Source organism: Rhodovulum sp. 12E13 (genome assembly GCF_003340565.1).
In the GTDB taxonomy this organism is placed as follows: Bacteria; Pseudomonadota; Alphaproteobacteria; order Rhodobacterales; family Rhodobacteraceae; genus HLUCCA09.
Genome location: NZ_QPLK01000005.1, coordinates 240649 through 256207 on the forward strand (window position 1 = coordinate 240649; position 15559 = coordinate 256207).

Annotated in this window: 11 protein-coding genes; 6 read left to right on the top strand and 5 right to left on the bottom strand. The window is 73.1% G+C overall.

What is annotated here, in order from left to right; all coding sequences use genetic code 11:
- Positions 1 to 22: 22 nt before the first annotated feature.
- Positions 23 to 760, bottom strand: coding sequence for a sulfite exporter TauE/SafE family protein (locus DLJ49_RS06880; RefSeq protein ID WP_115392788.1), 738 nt, complete (start codon positions 758 to 760; stop codon positions 23 to 25).
- Between the two features lie 180 nt (positions 761 to 940).
- Here DLJ49_RS06880 and DLJ49_RS06885 point away from each other — a divergent pair, with 180 nt between their 5' ends.
- Positions 941 to 2287: an ATP-binding protein gene (locus tag DLJ49_RS06885; RefSeq protein ID WP_115392789.1), complete on the top strand. Its 1347-nt coding sequence runs from the start codon at positions 941 to 943 to the stop codon at positions 2285 to 2287.
- Between the two features lie 276 nt (positions 2288 to 2563).
- Here DLJ49_RS06885 and DLJ49_RS06890 read toward each other — a convergent pair whose 3' ends face one another.
- The 3 genes from DLJ49_RS06890 to DLJ49_RS06900 are packed head-to-tail and all read right to left on the bottom strand — an operon-like array spanning position 2564 to position 5512.
- Positions 2564 to 3436, bottom strand: coding sequence for an NAD-dependent epimerase/dehydratase family protein (locus DLJ49_RS06890; protein ID WP_115392790.1), 873 nt, complete (start codon positions 3434 to 3436; stop codon positions 2564 to 2566).
- The gene (locus DLJ49_RS06895; RefSeq protein ID WP_115392791.1) at positions 3433 to 4281 is read right to left on the bottom strand and encodes a glycosyl transferase; all 849 of its coding nucleotides are present in this window, start codon (positions 4279 to 4281) and stop codon (positions 3433 to 3435) included. Before DLJ49_RS06895 ends, DLJ49_RS06890 begins: the two co-directional genes overlap by 4 nt.
- A 10-nt stretch (positions 4282 to 4291) precedes the next feature.
- The gene (locus DLJ49_RS06900; protein WP_115392792.1) at positions 4292 to 5512 is read right to left on the bottom strand and encodes an NAD-dependent epimerase/dehydratase family protein; all 1221 of its coding nucleotides are present in this window, start codon (positions 5510 to 5512) and stop codon (positions 4292 to 4294) included.
- A gap of 242 nt (positions 5513 to 5754) precedes the next feature.
- Between DLJ49_RS06900 and DLJ49_RS06905 the strand changes: the two genes are divergently transcribed.
- The 5 genes from DLJ49_RS06905 (at position 5755) to DLJ49_RS06925 (ending at position 15323) form a co-directional block, all read left to right on the top strand.
- The gene (locus DLJ49_RS06905; protein WP_147277275.1) at positions 5755 to 6276 is read left to right on the top strand and encodes a hypothetical protein; all 522 of its coding nucleotides are present in this window, start codon (positions 5755 to 5757) and stop codon (positions 6274 to 6276) included.
- Between the two features lie 110 nt (positions 6277 to 6386).
- Complete coding sequence (locus DLJ49_RS06910; RefSeq protein ID WP_158547414.1) at positions 6387 to 7667, top strand: efflux RND transporter periplasmic adaptor subunit; 1281 nt, start codon at positions 6387 to 6389, stop codon at positions 7665 to 7667.
- Between the two features lie 11 nt (positions 7668 to 7678).
- Complete coding sequence (locus DLJ49_RS06915) at positions 7679 to 10831, top strand: efflux RND transporter permease subunit (protein ID WP_115392795.1); 3153 nt, start codon at positions 7679 to 7681, stop codon at positions 10829 to 10831.
- A gap of 164 nt (positions 10832 to 10995) precedes the next feature.
- The gene (locus DLJ49_RS06920) at positions 10996 to 12186 is read left to right on the top strand and encodes an efflux RND transporter periplasmic adaptor subunit (RefSeq protein ID WP_115392796.1); all 1191 of its coding nucleotides are present in this window, start codon (positions 10996 to 10998) and stop codon (positions 12184 to 12186) included.
- Positions 12183 to 15323, top strand: coding sequence for an efflux RND transporter permease subunit (locus DLJ49_RS06925; protein WP_115392797.1), 3141 nt, complete (start codon positions 12183 to 12185; stop codon positions 15321 to 15323). The genes DLJ49_RS06920 and DLJ49_RS06925 overlap by 4 nt, the downstream gene beginning before the upstream one ends.
- A 6-nt stretch (positions 15324 to 15329) precedes the next feature.
- Here DLJ49_RS06925 and DLJ49_RS06930 read toward each other — a convergent pair.
- Positions 15330 to 15559 (bottom strand): adenosylhomocysteinase (locus DLJ49_RS06930; protein WP_199533316.1); only part of this gene is annotated, 230 nt, incomplete at its 5' end.

Here is a 15559-nt window from a genome sequence, read left to right on the forward strand (position 1 = left end):
CCGGCCGTCCGCCGCTGCTTTCTCAGGTTGCCGCCGCCCAGATCAGCCGCAGGGCTATGGCGGCGAGGATCGCGAGGATCACGCGGTCGAACGTGGCGCGCGAGATCCGCCGCGCGAGGGCCTGCCCCACCGGGATGCCGGCGAAGAGCGGCAGTACCGCCAGCGCCGACAGCGCCAGCCGCTCGGGCGTCAGCACCCCCAGCGCCCAGAGCGTGGGGATCTGCACCGCCGACACCGCAGTGAAAAAGACCGAGACGGTCGCGATGAAGGCCAGCCGCTCCAGCCGCATCGCCGACAGGAAGGTGAGCGAGATCGGGGCCGACAGGCCCCCTGCGCCCTGCAGCAGGCCGCCCACTATCCCCATCGGCGCGACGAGGCGATGCGCCGTCGCGCGGGCCAGCGCCCAGCTCGGCCGCGCCAGCCGCACGCCGATATAGACCAGCACGAGCGCGCCCACCGTCGCCATCAGAGCCTCGCCCGGCAGCGTGACGAGCAGAAGGCTGCCCCCCAGCGCGCCGACCGCCCCCGCTCCGGCGAAGGTCGCCGAGAAGCGGGGCGCCGGGTCGTGGCGGCGAAAGGTCCACGCCTGCCAGACGTTGGAGATCAGGTTGGGCAGGGTGAAGACGGCGACCGCCAGCGGCACGTCGTAGATCAGCGCGAGGATGGGCACGCCGAGCAGCGGCGCGCCGGCGCCCACCGCGCCCTTCAGCACCCCGCCCGCGAAGAAGCCGAGCGCGCCCCAGAGAAGACCCCATTCCATGACCGGCCTCTCCGCCCGCTGGCGCGAAAGGTCAAGCTCCCGGCCACGCGGGCGACTCGCTCCCCACTTGTTGCCGTAACGGAAACAAGCGGCGCTCTTCAGCGTCAGTGGCGACACTACGGCACGAAAAGACGGCTCGAATCGCCCCGGCACCCTCTCTGTGCATAGAGTGTCGCGCAGGTGTTCAAGCGAAAGTGCCCGATCGTGATCCTGTCCTGCCGCCGCCCGCCGCCGCCTGCGCCCCATGCCGATGCGCGCCGCGGCACCGTTTTGATCCTCGGCAACTTCCGGCCCACGATCACCCTCGCGCGGCGCCTGTCCGGGCTCGGCTACCGGGTGGCCATGGCGCGCGGGGGCGGCGGCGTCTCGGACAGCTCGCGGGTCATCGACGAGGTGTGGGAGAACCCCGAGCCGCCCGACGGCCCCGCCTGCTTCGAGGCGCTCGCCCGGCACCTGCGCGCCCGCCCCGATATCGGAATCGTCGTGCCGCTGTGGGAACCCTTCGTGCTCGGCCTCGCCCATCACCGGCACCTGCTGCCGCAGGACCGGCTCTACGCCACGCCCGACGACGAGATCGTGCGCACCTGCCTCGACAAGGTGGGCATGCTCGAGGTCGCCGCCCGTGCCGGCGTGCCCTCGGCCCCGGCGCGCACCGTCGCCACGCCGGAGGAGTTGCGCGAGGCGGCGCGGGCCATCGGCTTTCCGCTGGTGGTGCGGCCGCTGTCGTCGGAGGCGCCAATCGCCGGGCGCAAGGCGCTCATCGTGCGCGATGCGCCCACATTCGACGCCGCGCTTGCCCGCTGGCCGGAGGGGCACGACCGGCTGATCGTGCAGCGCTTCGTCAGCGGGCCACGCTACAACGTCGACTTCGCGGCGCAGCGCGGGCGGCCGATCCGCATGGTGGCGACGCGCATTCTGGCGACCAACAGCCATGACGGCACGGGCATCGACGTGCACGGCCGGACCGAGCCGCTGCCCGACGATCTGCGCCTCTATACCGAGCGGATGCTGGCGCATCTTGGCTATCACGGCGTCGGCCTGATGCAGTTCATGGTCGACCGCCCGCGGGGCGAGGTGAGCTTTCTCGAGCTGAATCCCCGCTTCAACGGCAACACCGCTGTGCCCGAGGCGCATGGCCTCGACCTCGTGCGCCTCGCCGTCGACCTCGCGGCCCACCCCGACCGGGAAGAGGCCGAGCTGGTCTCGCCCGGCGGTCTGACCCATGCCTGGACCTTCGGCGCCCTGCGCGGCATTGCCGTGTCGCTGGGGACGGGCGCAATGCGGCGCCGCGAGGTGCCCGGCGCGCTGTGGGCGGCCCTGCGTGCGGCGGTGACCGCCGACTACCACGTCATGTTCCGCTGGTCCGACCCTTGGCCCGGGCCGATGCAGGCGCTCCGTTCGGCGGGCGCCCCGGGCCGCGCCCTCGCACGGTGGCGCGGCGCCCGCCTGAAGGGCGGACGGCCCGGCGCGGTGCCCGATGCCGGGTCGCACCCGCAACCGGACGCCCAGCCCGAGATTGCGCGCTGACCCACGCCCTGGCGTGGGGCCGTCCCCTGCACGGTCGCTTCCCGACTTCGGCTGGCGGCCACCCCGTCCGACCGGCTCCCGTCGCAGCTCGTCGCACGGGGTGAGACGGCGGCGGGCCTCTTCAGGGAGGGTGACGGGCGGACCGGCGAGATCGGGCCATGGAAGGATACATTCGGCAGCCTCGCCACGCTGGGCGCCGGGGTGGCGCTCGCCATGGTGCTCGGCCTCCTCGCCGGGCTTGCGGTGGGGTTGCTTTCCCCTGCACATGCGGCTGGGCTAGCCGGTGCAGGCCAGCGCCCGCAGCACCTCGGTCACCCCCTGCCACCCCCTCGGCTGCCAGCCCAGGGCGCGCAGGCCGTCGGTGCGCATGACGCTCACCTGACCGGCATCGGCGCGCTCAGGCAGCGGGCCGGCTGCGCCGGTCAGCGCCGACCATTCCGCCAGAAGATCGCGGCGGTCGAGCAGGATGTCGGAGCAGTGGAAGACGCCGGGCGAGAGCGCGCCGGGATCGGCCTCGACCAGCAGGCGCACCGAAGCGGCGAGGTCGCCCGCATGCACCTCCGTGCCCGCGCGGGGGGCGGTGGCCACGCCCCGCGCGAAGGCGTCGAGCACTGGCTGCCACTTGTGCGGCAGGCCGGGCGCCGGCGGGCCATAGACGCCCGTCGCCCGAAGCGACACGCCGACGAATCCGGGGCCCGAGAGCGCCGCGAGCGCCCGCTCGGCCGCCACCTTCACCTCGCCGTAGAGCGTGTCGGGGCGCGGCTCCAGCCCCTCGTGCAGCGTCGTGCCCGGCGGCCAGCCGGTGAGGACGGCACGCGAGGACAGGAACACGACGCGCCCCACGCCCGCCGCCCGCGCCGCCTCGAACAGCCGCACCGTGCCGTCGCGGTTGAGGCGCGCGAAGCCCTCCGGGTCGTCGCCCTCGCCGCCGCGGTAACGGCCCGGCACATGCGAGAAGGCGGCGTGCACCAGCGCGTCGAGGCCGGCGAGATCGGGCGGGGGGCCGCCCAGCTCGAATGGGCGAGACTCCGCCTCGGCCCGGCGCGACGGGCGGCGGCCGAGGGCCACCACCCCGTGCCCGGCCGCCAGCAGGCCCGCCGCGATCCAGTGGCCGACCGTGCCCGAGGCGCCGGTGACCCCGACCCTCATGGGGCGCCGGCGGGAGGGGGCAACCCATCCGGGTCCGGCACCGGGCCGTCGCCGGCATAGGCGTGCCACAGCTCGATCAGGGGGCGCAGCGCGTCGGCCTTGGGGTGCGGATCCTGCCAGGGCTTCTCGTACTGGTAGTGCAGCACGTTGATCGACGGCCAGTGCCAGAGCCCGGGCAGGTTGAGCCAGACATATTGCAGCATGTTGTCGAAGACGGGCAGGCCGTGCCAGCCGGGGAAGCAGGCCTGCAGAAAGGTCTGGTCGGTTCTTCGCCAGAACGCGCCCGGCGCGTCGAGCCGGGCCAGCATCTCGTCGAAGGTGGCAGGGTCGGGACGGGCGGCAAAGACACCCGAATTGAGCCGCCGGAAGTCGGCGAGGCCCTCGTAGACGTTGGGCGCGGCGGAGAATTCCGGGTAGTCGAACAGCCGGTCGATGGGCCGCAGCACGAGGGTATCGGCGTCGAGGAACACGGCGCGGGCGTAGTCGAGCTGCCAGAGCCGCAGCTTGGCGAAATTGTCGAGCGGCGTGTGAAACGGCGGCTTGCCTCCCTTGTCGAACGGCGCGGCCGCGTGCAGCGCCTCGCGGGCGTGGGCTGCGTTGAAGGCGTCGGAGGTCGGCAGCAGATCCACCGCCACGAGCCGCGCGCCCATGGCCTCGAGCGGCCCGAGCGCCTCGGCCGTGACGGCGGTGGTGTGCATCACCACGAGATCGGCCGTCGTGCCCGTCAGCCGCAACGAGCGCAGCAGCGCCCGCGCCCCCAGCGCGAAATCGGCGTTGGTGACGAGGGTGACGAAGGCCCGGTCGCTGCCCGCCGGGCCGGCGGGGCGCACCCCCTCCAGGGTCATGAGCGGCCGCTCACGACACCGACCGCAGGCGCCTGCCCTCTGGGTCGCGCTCCACCGCCTGCGACAGCTCCTTCGTCCAGCCCGAGACGGCCGGCACGCGCGAGCGGTCGATCCTGTGGGCATACTTGCGGGCCACGTCGATCACCTCTTCCAGCAGGCCCTCGGCCAGCGTCGTCGGCTCCAGCCCCAGAGCGAGGAACTGCGCGTTGTCGACGACCAGATCGTTCTCGGCCGCCTCCTTGCGCGGGTTGGGCAGGTACGCCACCTCGGCCCCGGCGATCCGCGCCACCAGCTCGGCGAGGTCCCGCACCCGGTGCGTCTCGGTCATCTGGTTGAAGATGCGCACGCGCTCGCCCGCTGCCGGCGGATCGCCCAGCGCCAGCTCGATGCAGCGCACGCTGTCCTGGATGTGGATGAAGGCGCGCGTCTGACCGCCGGTGCCGTGCACCGTCAGCGGGTAGCCGATGGCCGCCTGGATCAGGAAGCGGTTGAGCACGGTGCCGTAGTCGCCGTCATAGTCGAACCGGTTGATGAGCTGGTCATGGCGGCGGGTCTGCTCGGTATGGGTGCCCCAGACGATGCCCTGGTGCAGGTCGGTGATCCGCAGCCCGTCGTTCTGCGCGTAGAACTGGAAGAGGATCTGATCGAGGCTCTTGGTCATGTGGTAGATCGAGCCGGGCCGCGTCGGATACAGGATCTCCTGGCTGGCCTTCTCGCCCCCGGTCGTGGTGACGTCGACCTCCAGATACCCCTCGGGGATCGTCGCGCCGACGTTAGAATAGCCGTAGACGCCCATCGTGCCGAGATGCACCAGGTGCGCGTCGATGCCCGTCTCGACCAGCGCGGCCAGCAGGTTGTGCGTGGCGCTCACGTTGTTGTCGACGGTATAGGTCTTGTGCCGGTCGCTCTTCATCGAGTAGGGCGCCGCGCGCTGCTCGGCGAAGTGGATCACCGCGTCGGGGCGGTGCTCGGCCAGCCACTGCTTGAGCCTCTCGTAGTCCCTGGCAAGGTCGAGCAGGTGGAAGTGCAGGCGCCGCCTTGTCTCCTCGTGCCAGATCCGGCACCGCTCCTGGATCGAGTCCATCGGCGTCAGCGACTGCACGCCGAGCTCGGTGTCTATCCAGCGCCGCGACAGGTTGTCGACGACGTGCACCTCGTGGCCCTTGTCGGACAGGTGCAGTGTGGTCGGCCAGCCGACGAAGCCGTCGCCGCCGAGGATCGCGATCTTCATGGGGTCTCTCCCAGCCGTTGCGGTGTCTCGCGCCCTGCCCGCCTCTGGCCTGTCTCTGCGACAGGGGCGTGACAGTGGGCGCGCGCTGCTCGTCCCCGTGCGCCGCGCTGCGCCGCTTCCCGCGTGCAAGGCTGCCGTGCCGTGGCCCGGAAGGCAAGACGGCGCCGGCGAAGGGCCTCCGTCCGGCTCGGAACATCCCGCGAAGGGGCCGGTTGGGAGAGGGCGCCGCACCGATGGAGACCATGAACCCGATCAGAGAGACATTTGCCGGGTGCCGTACGGCCCGGCCTTTGGCGGCGATCCTGGCGCTGGCGGTGACGGGCGCCGTGGCCCAGCCCGTGCGCGACGCGCCCCCCTGCGCGGGTCGTGGCGATCTGCTGTGCGGCGACACCGGGGCACCCGTCGAAGACTCCGACGCCACGGCGGACCCCGACCAGGTGCAGGGCGACGGAGCTGGCACGCCGCGCCCCGTGACCCGGGCCGAGACCCCGGCCGAGACCACGGCCGAGACACCCGCCGGCGCCATCGCCGGGGCCGACGACGGGCCGACGGGCGACGTGGTGCCCCGCCGTCGCCCCACCGTCACGGACAGCCCGGCAGTCGAGGCCGAGAGGCTGCGGCCGCGTCGGCGGGCCGATCCTGAGCCGAAGGGCGGCAGTCAACGCCCCCGCCCTCGGGTCGATGCGCTCGACGTACCCGAGCCCGAGCGGCAGGCGGCGCCCGCCCGTCCGCGCGCACCGTCTCCCGGGCGAGACGGCGAATGAGCGAGCGCGACACGGATCGTGCTGCGCGGACCGGCCCGCCGGTTGGCGGACCCGGCGACGCGCCCGCCGGGGAAAGAGACGGCTCCGGTGCGCGCCCGGGTCGCGGTGCGGTGCTCGTCGCCGCGCTCGCGTCGCTTGCGCTGCTTGCCGCGGGCGCCGGCGCGTGGTGGCTGCTCGCCCGCCCCGACCAGCAGGCGCGTGACGGCGCTGCGCCGCCCCGCCCGCCCCTTGTCCGCACGTCAGAGGTGCAGGCGGCGGACAAGGTCGCCATCACGCAGACAGCCTTCGTGCGCCCGGTTTTCGAGGTCGACGTGACGCCCGAAGTCTCGGCCCGCATCGCCGCGCTGGGCGAGGATTTTCGCGTCGGCGGCCGGGTGGAGCGGGGCGACGTCCTCGTGCGGCTCGAGCGCGATCGGCTCGAGGCTGCGCTCGCGGAGGCCGAGGCGCGGGTCGAGCAGGCCCGCGCCGCCGTCACCGAGGCGCGCGTCACCCGCCAGCGGCAGGAAGAGCTGGAAGCCGAGGATTTTGCATCGGAGGCGCGCCTGCAGGATGCGATCCTCGGCGTCGCGCGCGCCGAGGCGGACCTTGCCGCCGCCCGTGCCGCCGAGACGACCGCACGACGGCGCCTCGACGATACGACCATTCGTGCCCCCTTCGACGCGCTGGTGACCGCCCGCACGACCGCGCCGGGGCAGGCGGTCTCTCCGGGTGCGCCGCTCGGCAGGCTGGTCGCGACGGGCGCAGCACAGATGCGGATGGGTCTGACCGCGCGCGACGTCGCGCTGCTCGGCGGGGCCGAGGCGGCGCTGGGCACGGCGGTCGCCGTTCTGCCCACGGGCGCGCCAGGGGCCGGGCCGCTGGCGGAAGGCGTCGTCACCGATACCGACCCGCAGGTGGCCGAGGGCAGCCGCACCACCGGCCTGATCGTGCGGGTCGAAGATGCCTTCGCCATGCGCGACCCACGACCCCTGCGCGTGGGCGAGCTGGTGGAGCTGCGCCTCGCCGCCACGCTCGCCGGCTCGGGGGCGCTCAGTGTGCCGGTCGAGGCGCTCAAGGCGGGCGCGACGCTCTGGCGGGTCTCGCGGCGCAGCGACGGCGCCGCCACTCTGGCTCGCGTGCCCGCGACCGTGATCTACCGCACCCGGGGTCGCGCCGTGGTTGCTGCCGAGGGTCTCTCGCCCGGTGACCGCGTGATGCTGAGCGACCGCGCGGGTGCCCTCGACGGCCTGCGCGTGCGCCTCGCCCGAGAGACGGAGGGCGCGGGCGGCGGCTCCGCGACAGGACGCACCGAGGGCTCCGGCGCCGCCGATCCGTCCGCCACCTCGTTCGGCGACGCAGGCAGCGCGGCGTCTGCTGGCGTCGGGTCGGGCGGCGCCGGGTCGGGCGGGTGAGGGCGCAGGCGATGGCGCGTCTCATCCTGTGGTTCCGCCGTGATCGCGTCGCCGCCAACCTGCTGGCGCTGGTGCTTGTGGCTGTCGGCCTCGCCTCGGCGGCCACGCTGACCGTGCGCACCTTTCCCGAGATCGCCACCGGCGCGGTGCAGGTCACCGTCGCCTATCCCGGGGCCTCGCCGGCCGAGGTGGCCGACGGCGTGCTCACCCCCATCGAGGAGGAATTGCGCGGCCTCGAGGGCGTGCGCGAGCTGCGGGGGCAGGCCACGCGCGGCGTGGGCACGGTGACGGCAGAGCTGACGCGCGGCGCCACCGTCCGCGACGTGAAGGACGAGATCGAGACCCGCGTCGCCCGGATCGCCACCTTCCCCGACGGCGCCCGCGACCCCCGCATCGCCGAGGTGGAGCCCACCGAGGTCGCCATCGAGGTCGCGCTGCACGGAGACACGACGCGCACCGCGCTCAAGGCGCTGGGAGAACGCGTGCGGCGCGACCTCACGGATCGCCGCGGCATCAGCCAGGTGACGCTGGCGGGCACCGCGCCCGACATGATCGAGATCGAGGTGCCGCGCGCCACCCTGCAGAGCTACATGACCGGCCTCGTCGGCCTCGGCGACCGGATCGCGGCCCGCACGCTCGACCTGACCGCCGGGCAGCTCGACACCGGCGAAAGCGCGCTGCAGGTCCGTGCGCCGGGCGAGGCGCGCGATGCCGATGCCTATCGCGACCTGGTCGTGTTCACCGGCCCCGAGGGGGCGCAGGTGCGGCTGGGCGAGATCGCCGAAATCCGCGCCGCCCGCGCAGAGGACGCCGTGTCGGCCGAGATCGACGGACAGGCCGCCGTGTTCCTCTCGGTCGAGCGGACGGGGCAGGAGCAGGTGCTCGCCATCGTCGACAGCGTGCAGGCCTATCTCGACGATGAGTTGCGCCTGCGCCTGCCCGAGGGGATCGAGGCGACCGTCTGGCGCAACTCGGGCGCGCAGCTCCAGGGGCGGATCGACCTGCTGGCCAAGAATGGCGCCATCGGGGCGGGGTTGATCCTGCTGCTTCTGATGCTGTTCCTCGACATCCGCGTGGCGGCATGGGTGGCGGGTGGCGTCGGCATCGCCTTCGCCGCCGCTTACGGGCCGATGCAGGCGTTCGGCGTGACGATCAACCAGCTTTCGCTCTTCGGCTTCATCCTCGCGCTCGGCATCGTCGTTGACGACGCGATCGTGGTCGGCGAGAGCACGTGGTCGGCCCTGCAGGAGGGGCAGGGCGCGGGCGGCCCGGCGGCCGAGGCCGGGGTGCTCGCGGTCTGGCGGCCCATCCTGTTCTCGGTCGTCACCACGATGCTCGCCTTCGTTCCGCTGCTGTTCCTGCCGGGCTCGTCGGGTTCGTTCATCGGGCCGGTCGCGGCGGTGGTGATCTTCGTGCTCGCCTTTTCGCTCGTGGAGAGCTTCCTCGTCCTGCCCCGCCACCTCTCGGCCGTCTCGGCCGAGCCCCCGCGCGGCCTGTCGCCCCGGCGGCTGGCCGAGCCTGCCCGGCGCTGGCTGGCCGGCGGGCTCGCGCGGTTCACCTCCGGGCCGCTGCGGCGGGTGGTGCGGGGCGCGATCCGGTTTCCCGCCCTGGCGCTGGCGGGTGCCCTGGCCGCCGGTATCGCCACGGCGGGGCTGTTGTCGGGCGGGATCGTCAAGTTCGTGTTCTTCCCGCAGATCGAGGGCAATTTCGTCAACGCCGACCTGCTTCTGCCCGAGGGCACGTCGGAGGCCGAGACACAGGCCCGAGCCGAAGCCATCGCCGCCGCCGCCCGAGACGTGGCACGCGATCTGGGCGAACAGGGGCTGCTCGAGGCGACGGCGATCACCATCGGCTTCGCCCCCGGCGCGCAGGGGCCCGGCGGGGGCGGCGAGGTGCGCGCCGGCAACCGCGCGACCATCGCTGCCAAGCTCAAGGATGCGGCCACGCGCGAGACCGACGCCGCCGCCTTCGAGGAAGCATGGCGGCAGGCCGTTCTGCCTGTCGCGGGGGCGCGCGAGGTGCTCTTTTCGGCCAGCCTCGTCGGCGTCGGCGCACCGGTCGCGCTCGAGGTGTCGGGGGCCGACGCGGCGGCGCGCGAGGCGGCGGTGGAGCGCCTGACCGAGGCGCTCGAGGGCCGGGCGGGCGTGCGCGACATCCGCGACGACCGGATCAGCGCGGCGCGCGAGGCGGCGCTGACGCTCTCGCCCACCGCCGAAAGCCTCGGCCTGCCCCTTGCGCCCGTCGCACGCGAGGTGCGCGCCGCGCTCTACGGCGTCACGATCGACCAGTTCGCCCGCGAGCGCGAGGAGGTCGACGTGCGCCTCCGCCTGCCCGAGGACCAGCGCGATGGCGTCGACGACCTGTATGCCCTCGACATTCCCACCGAGGCGGGGCGCATCGCCCTCCCGGTTCTGGCCGACGTGGCCCTGCGGCCCGCGCCGATCTCGGTCTCGACCCTGGACGGGCGCGAGGTGACGACCGTCAGCGCCGAGGTCGACGAGTCGGTGACGACGGGCGGCGCCGAGGTGACATGGCTGCGCGACACCGTGATCCCCGGCCTGGAGGCGGATTACCCGGGCCTGCGCGTCGAGGCCGGCGGCGAGCAGGAAGAGGCCGGTCGCTTCGGCTCGGCGCTCACGCTCAACTTCGCGCTGACGCTGGCGGCGATGTATGCCGTTCTCTCGCTCGCCTTCGGCAGCTACCTGCGGCCGCTGATCGTGCTGTCGGTCATCCCGTTCGGGCTGGTGGGGGCGATCCTCGGCCACGCGGCGCTGGGGCTCGACCTGACGCTTCTGTCGATGTTCGGCATCATCGGCCTCTCGGGGGTGGTGGTGAACGCGGCCCTGCTGATCGTGACGATGGTGCTGCGCGAGCAGGAGGCGGGCGCGGAGCCGGGCGCGGCGATCGAGCGGGCGACGCTGTCGCGCTTCCGCCCCGTTCTGCTGACGACGATGACGACCTTCCTGGGGTTGACGCCGATCATCCTGGAGCGATCGGTGCAGGCGCAGTTCCTGATCCCGACCGCGGTGTCGCTCGGCTTCGGCATCCTGCTCGTCCTCGTGATCCAGATGACGCTCGTCCCCGCGCTGTGCGCGATCTACGCCGGCGCCGCGCGCCGGATCGACCGGCTGCGCGGGCCGGCGCGGGCGGCGGCGGCCCGCTGAGGGACAGCCTCGGCCTGCCGCTGGCGCGAGAAGGTGCGCATGCGGTGGCCCCTTCGGTGCGGCACAGGGAAAAGGGCGGGCGCGCCGGAACACGGGCTTGCCCGCGGGACTTCGGCTTCGCACAGTGCGCCGCGCGACGACCGTGCCCCGAGGAGAAGACCCGCATGCCCGACGCCGATGGCGAGCGCCCGTTCGACGATGCGGACGATCCCGGCGCAGGCGGATCGCGCTGGGTGGCACTGGCGCTCGTCGCCCTCATCGTGGCCTGGATGGCCAGCGGCCTGCTCCTGCCCCCGGACGACGGCGCGGCGGAGGCGCCCGACGGCGACGGCACAGCCGAGCCGGTGGCCGTCGCCGTGCGCGAGAGCGTGGCCGAGAGCGTCACCCGCACCCTGCGCGCCGAGGGGCAGGCCCGGCCCGACCGCGAGACCACGGTGACCGCCGAGGCGACCGGCGAGATCGCCGAGCTGCCCGTGCGGCGCGGGCAGGAGGTGGCCGCCGGCGCCCTGATCGCCCGCATCGCGCCCGGGCGGCGCGAGGCCGAGCTGGCGCAGGCCGAGGCCGATCTCGCCCGCGCGCGGCGCGACTTCGACAATGCGCAGGCCCTGCTCGACCGCGGCGCCGGCACGGTCGACCGGCTGGCCGAGACTCGCGCCGCGCTCGCTGCCGCCGAGGCCCGTCTCGCAGCCGCGCGCGAGGCGATCGACGATCTCGACATCCGCGCCCCTTTCGCCGGCCGCGTCGAGGAGCTGGAGATCGAACTGGGCGAGGTCGTCCGCGCGGGCGCGACCGCCGCCCGCATCGTCGACCTGTCGCCGCTCAGCGTGGGCATCCGACTGCCGCAGACGGCCGTGGGCGCGGTGCAGGAGGGGCAGCCGGCCGAGGTGAGGTTCATCGGCGGCACCGCGCGGCAGGGCACGGTGGTTTTCGTGGGCGCGCGGGCCGACGAGGCCACCCGCACCTTCGAGGCGGAGGTCGAGGTGCCCAACGACGAGGGCAGGATTCCCGCGGGCATCAGTGCCTCGGTGCGCCTGCCCGTCGGCGAGGAGGCCGGGCATTTCGTCTCGCCCGCCGTGCTCTCGCTCGACGCGGCTGGGCGGCTGGGCGTCAAGACGGTCGACGACGCGGGCATCGTGCATTTCCACGAGATCGAGATCGTGCGCGCCCAGTCGGACGGCGTGTGGGTATCGGGCCTGCCCGAGCGTGCTCGCATCGTCACGGTGGGGCAGGGCTATGTCGGCGAGGGCGAGCGCGTCACCGTGCGCGACGAGGCCGCGCTCGGCCTCGGCCGGGCGCGCGATGGTGCCGCCAGCCCGGTCGCCAGCCCGGCTGCCAGCCCGCAGGTTACGGAATGAAAGGGATCATCGCCGCCGCGTTTTCCCGCACGCGGGTGGTGACGATGGTGCTCGTCTTCGCTCTGATCGCCGGCGCCATCGCCTACCGCGAGATCCCGAAAGAGGCCGCGCCCGACATTCCCATCCCCATCATCTACGTCGTCACGACGCTGGAGGGCATCGCGCCCGAGGATGCCGAGCGCCTTCTGGTGCGCCCGCTCGAGATCGAGCTCGCCACCGTCGAGGGGCTCGACGAGATGTCGGCGCAGGCCGGCGAGGGCTTTGCCTCGGTCACGCTCGAGTTCGAGCCGGGCTTCGATCCGGATGTCGCGCTCGACGCGGTGCGCGAGGGCGTCGACCGCGCGGTGCCCGACCTGCCCGAGGATGCGCGCGAGCCCTCGGTCAACGAGGTCAATGTCGCGCTCTTCCCCATCCTCACGGCGATCCTCTCGGGCCCCGTGCCCGAACGCACCCTCAACGCGCTGGCCGACGATCTGGAGCGGCGGATCGAGGCCGTCGAGGGCGTGCTCGAGGTCGACGTGGGCGGGGCGCGCGAGCAGCTGCTCGAGGTGCTGATCGACCCCACCGTGTTCGAGACCTACGACATCTCGTTCGGCGAGGTCATCACGCAGGTCTCGCGCAACAACCGCCTGATCGCCGCCGGCGCCATCGAGACCGGCGCGGGGCGGCTGGTGCTCAAGGTGCCCGGCCTGATCGAGGACGTCGAAGACCTGATGGAACTGCCCGTCAAGGTGCGCGGCGGCACGGTGGTGACGTTCGAGGACGTCGCCACGATCCGCCCCACCTACGTCACGCCGGACAGCTTCGCCCGGATCGACGGGCAGCCGGCGCTCGCGCTCGAGATCAAGAAGCGCGCGGGCGCCAACGTGATCGAGACGGTCGAGCGCGTGCGCGCCGCCATCGCCGAGGCGCAGGCCGACTGGCCGGCAAGCGTGGCGGTGGACGTGATGCAGGACCAGGCCGAGCAGGTGCGCACGGTGCTCGACGATCTCGAGGCCAACGTGATCGCCGCCGTCATCCTCGTGATGATCGTCGTCGTCTGGGCGCTGGGCATGCGCTCGGCGCTGCTGGTCGGCCTCGCCATCCCCGGCGCGTTCCTGTCGGGCGTCGCCGCGCTCTGGCTGATGGGCTACACGATGAACATCGTCGTGCTGTTCTCGCTCATCCTCGTCGTCGGCATGCTTGTCGACGGCGCGATCGTCACGACAGAGCTCGCCGACCGGCGCATGGGCGCGGACGACAGCCCGCGCGCCGCCTTCGCCCATGCCGCGCAGCGCATGGCCTGGCCGATCATCGCCTCGACGTTGACGACGCTGTCGGTGTTCGTGCCGCTCCTGTTCTGGAAGGGGCCGGTGGGCGAGTTCATGAAATACCTTCCGATCACCGTGATCCTGACGCTCACCGCCTCGCTCGCCATGGCGCTGATCTTCATCCCCGTTCTGGGGGGCATGATCGGCCGCCGGCAGCCGCAGACCGCGCAGATGCGCGCCGTTCTGGCGGAAACGGACACGGGCGATCCGCGCCGCGCGCCCGGCTTCACCGGCGCCTATGCCCGCCTGCTCGACGCCTCGATCCGCCGCCCCTTCACGACGCTGCTGCTGGCGGTGGCCCTGCTGCTCGCGGCCTTCACCTCCTACGGAAAATACGGCGTCGGCGTCACCTTCTTCGTCGATGTCGAGCCCGAGTTCATGCAGGTGACCGTCCGCGCGCGCGACGACTTCTCGATCTGGGAGCAGAACGCGATCGTCAGCGAGGTCGAGCGGCGGCTGGTCGGGCGCGAGGGGGTCGAGAGCGTCTATGCCCGCGTCGGCGGGGGCGGGCAGGGCGGCGATCAGGACGTGATAGGCACCCTGCAACTCGAGCTCGAAGACTGGGATGTGCGGCCGACCGCCGCCCGCATCGCCGAGGGAATCCGCGCCGAGATGGCCGGTCTGCCCGGCATCGACGTGCAGGTGCAGAGCCAGCAGCAGGGCCCCGTCGCGGGCAAGCCCGTGCAGCTCGAGATCCGTGCCGACGACGCGGAGGCGCAGGCGCAGGCGGTGGCAGCCGCCCGGCAGGCGATGGCGCGGCTGGGCGGCTTCACCGATGTCACCGATACCCGCTCGCGCCCCGGCATCGAGTGGTCGATCACGCTCGACCGGTCCGAGGCCGCCCGCTACGGGGCCGACGTGGCGCTGCTGGGGCAGGCGGTGCAGCTGCTCACGCAGGGCATCACCGTGGCCGACTACCGCCCCGACACCGCCGAGGGCACGGTCGATATCCGCCTGCGCTTTCCCGAGGAGGCGCGCACGCTGGAGGATCTGCGCGCGCTGAGGGTGCCGACCGATGCGGGTCTCGTGCCGATCTCCAATTTCGTCTCGTTCGAGCCGGTGCCGCGCACCGGAACGATCCGCCGGCTCGACCGCACCCGTGTCGTCACCGTCGAGGCCGATGTCGCGCCGGGTGTGCTGGTGTCGGAGCGGATCGAGGCGCTGGGCGCGGCGCTCGCGCAGGCCGACCTGCCGCCGGGCGTCACATGGTCCTTCGGCGGCGAGGCGGAGGAGCAGCAGGACGCGGCCAATTTCCTGATCGCCGCGTTCGCCTCGGCTATCGCGCTGATGTTCACGGTGCTGGTGACGCAGTTCAACAGCTTCCGGCAGGCGCTGGTGGTCATGTCGGCCATCGTCTTTTCGGTGGCGGGCGTGCTGCTGGGCCTGCTGGTCACGGGGCGGCCCTTTTCCGTGGTGATGAGCGGGATCGGGGTGATCGCCCTCGCCGGGATCGTGGTGAACAACAACATCGTGCTGATCGACACCTACAACGCCCTGCGCGCCGAGGGGCAGGGCCCGCGCGAGGCGGCGCTGCGCACGGGCGCGCAGAGGCTGCGGCCGGTGGTGCTGACATCGATCACCACGATCCTCGGGCTGATGCCCATGGTGATCGGGCTGTCGATCGACTTCTTCGGGCGCCAGATCGTCTACGGCGCCCCCTCGACCCAGTGGTGGACGGAGCTGTCGGCCGCCATCGCGGGCGGCCTTGCCGTGGCGACCGTGCTGACGCTGCTCGTCACGCCGGCGCTGCTGATGCTGACCGAGCGGCGCGCGGGGGTGCCACGCCGCCGCCCCTGGCCCTTCGGGCCCAGCCGGGCGGCGGCGTGAGGTGCCTCAATACCTGTAGTGGTCTGGCTTGAAGGGGCCCTGGGGGGTGACGCCGATGTAGTCGGCCTGGTCGGGGGCGAGCTCGGTGAGCTTGACGCCGATGCGGCCCAGGTGGAGGCGGGCGACCTTTTCGTCGAGGTGCTTGGGCAGGACGTGGACGGCGTTGTCGTACTGCTCTCCCTTCGTCCAGAGCTCGATCTGGGCGAGCACCTGGTTGGTGAAGGAGGCCGACATCA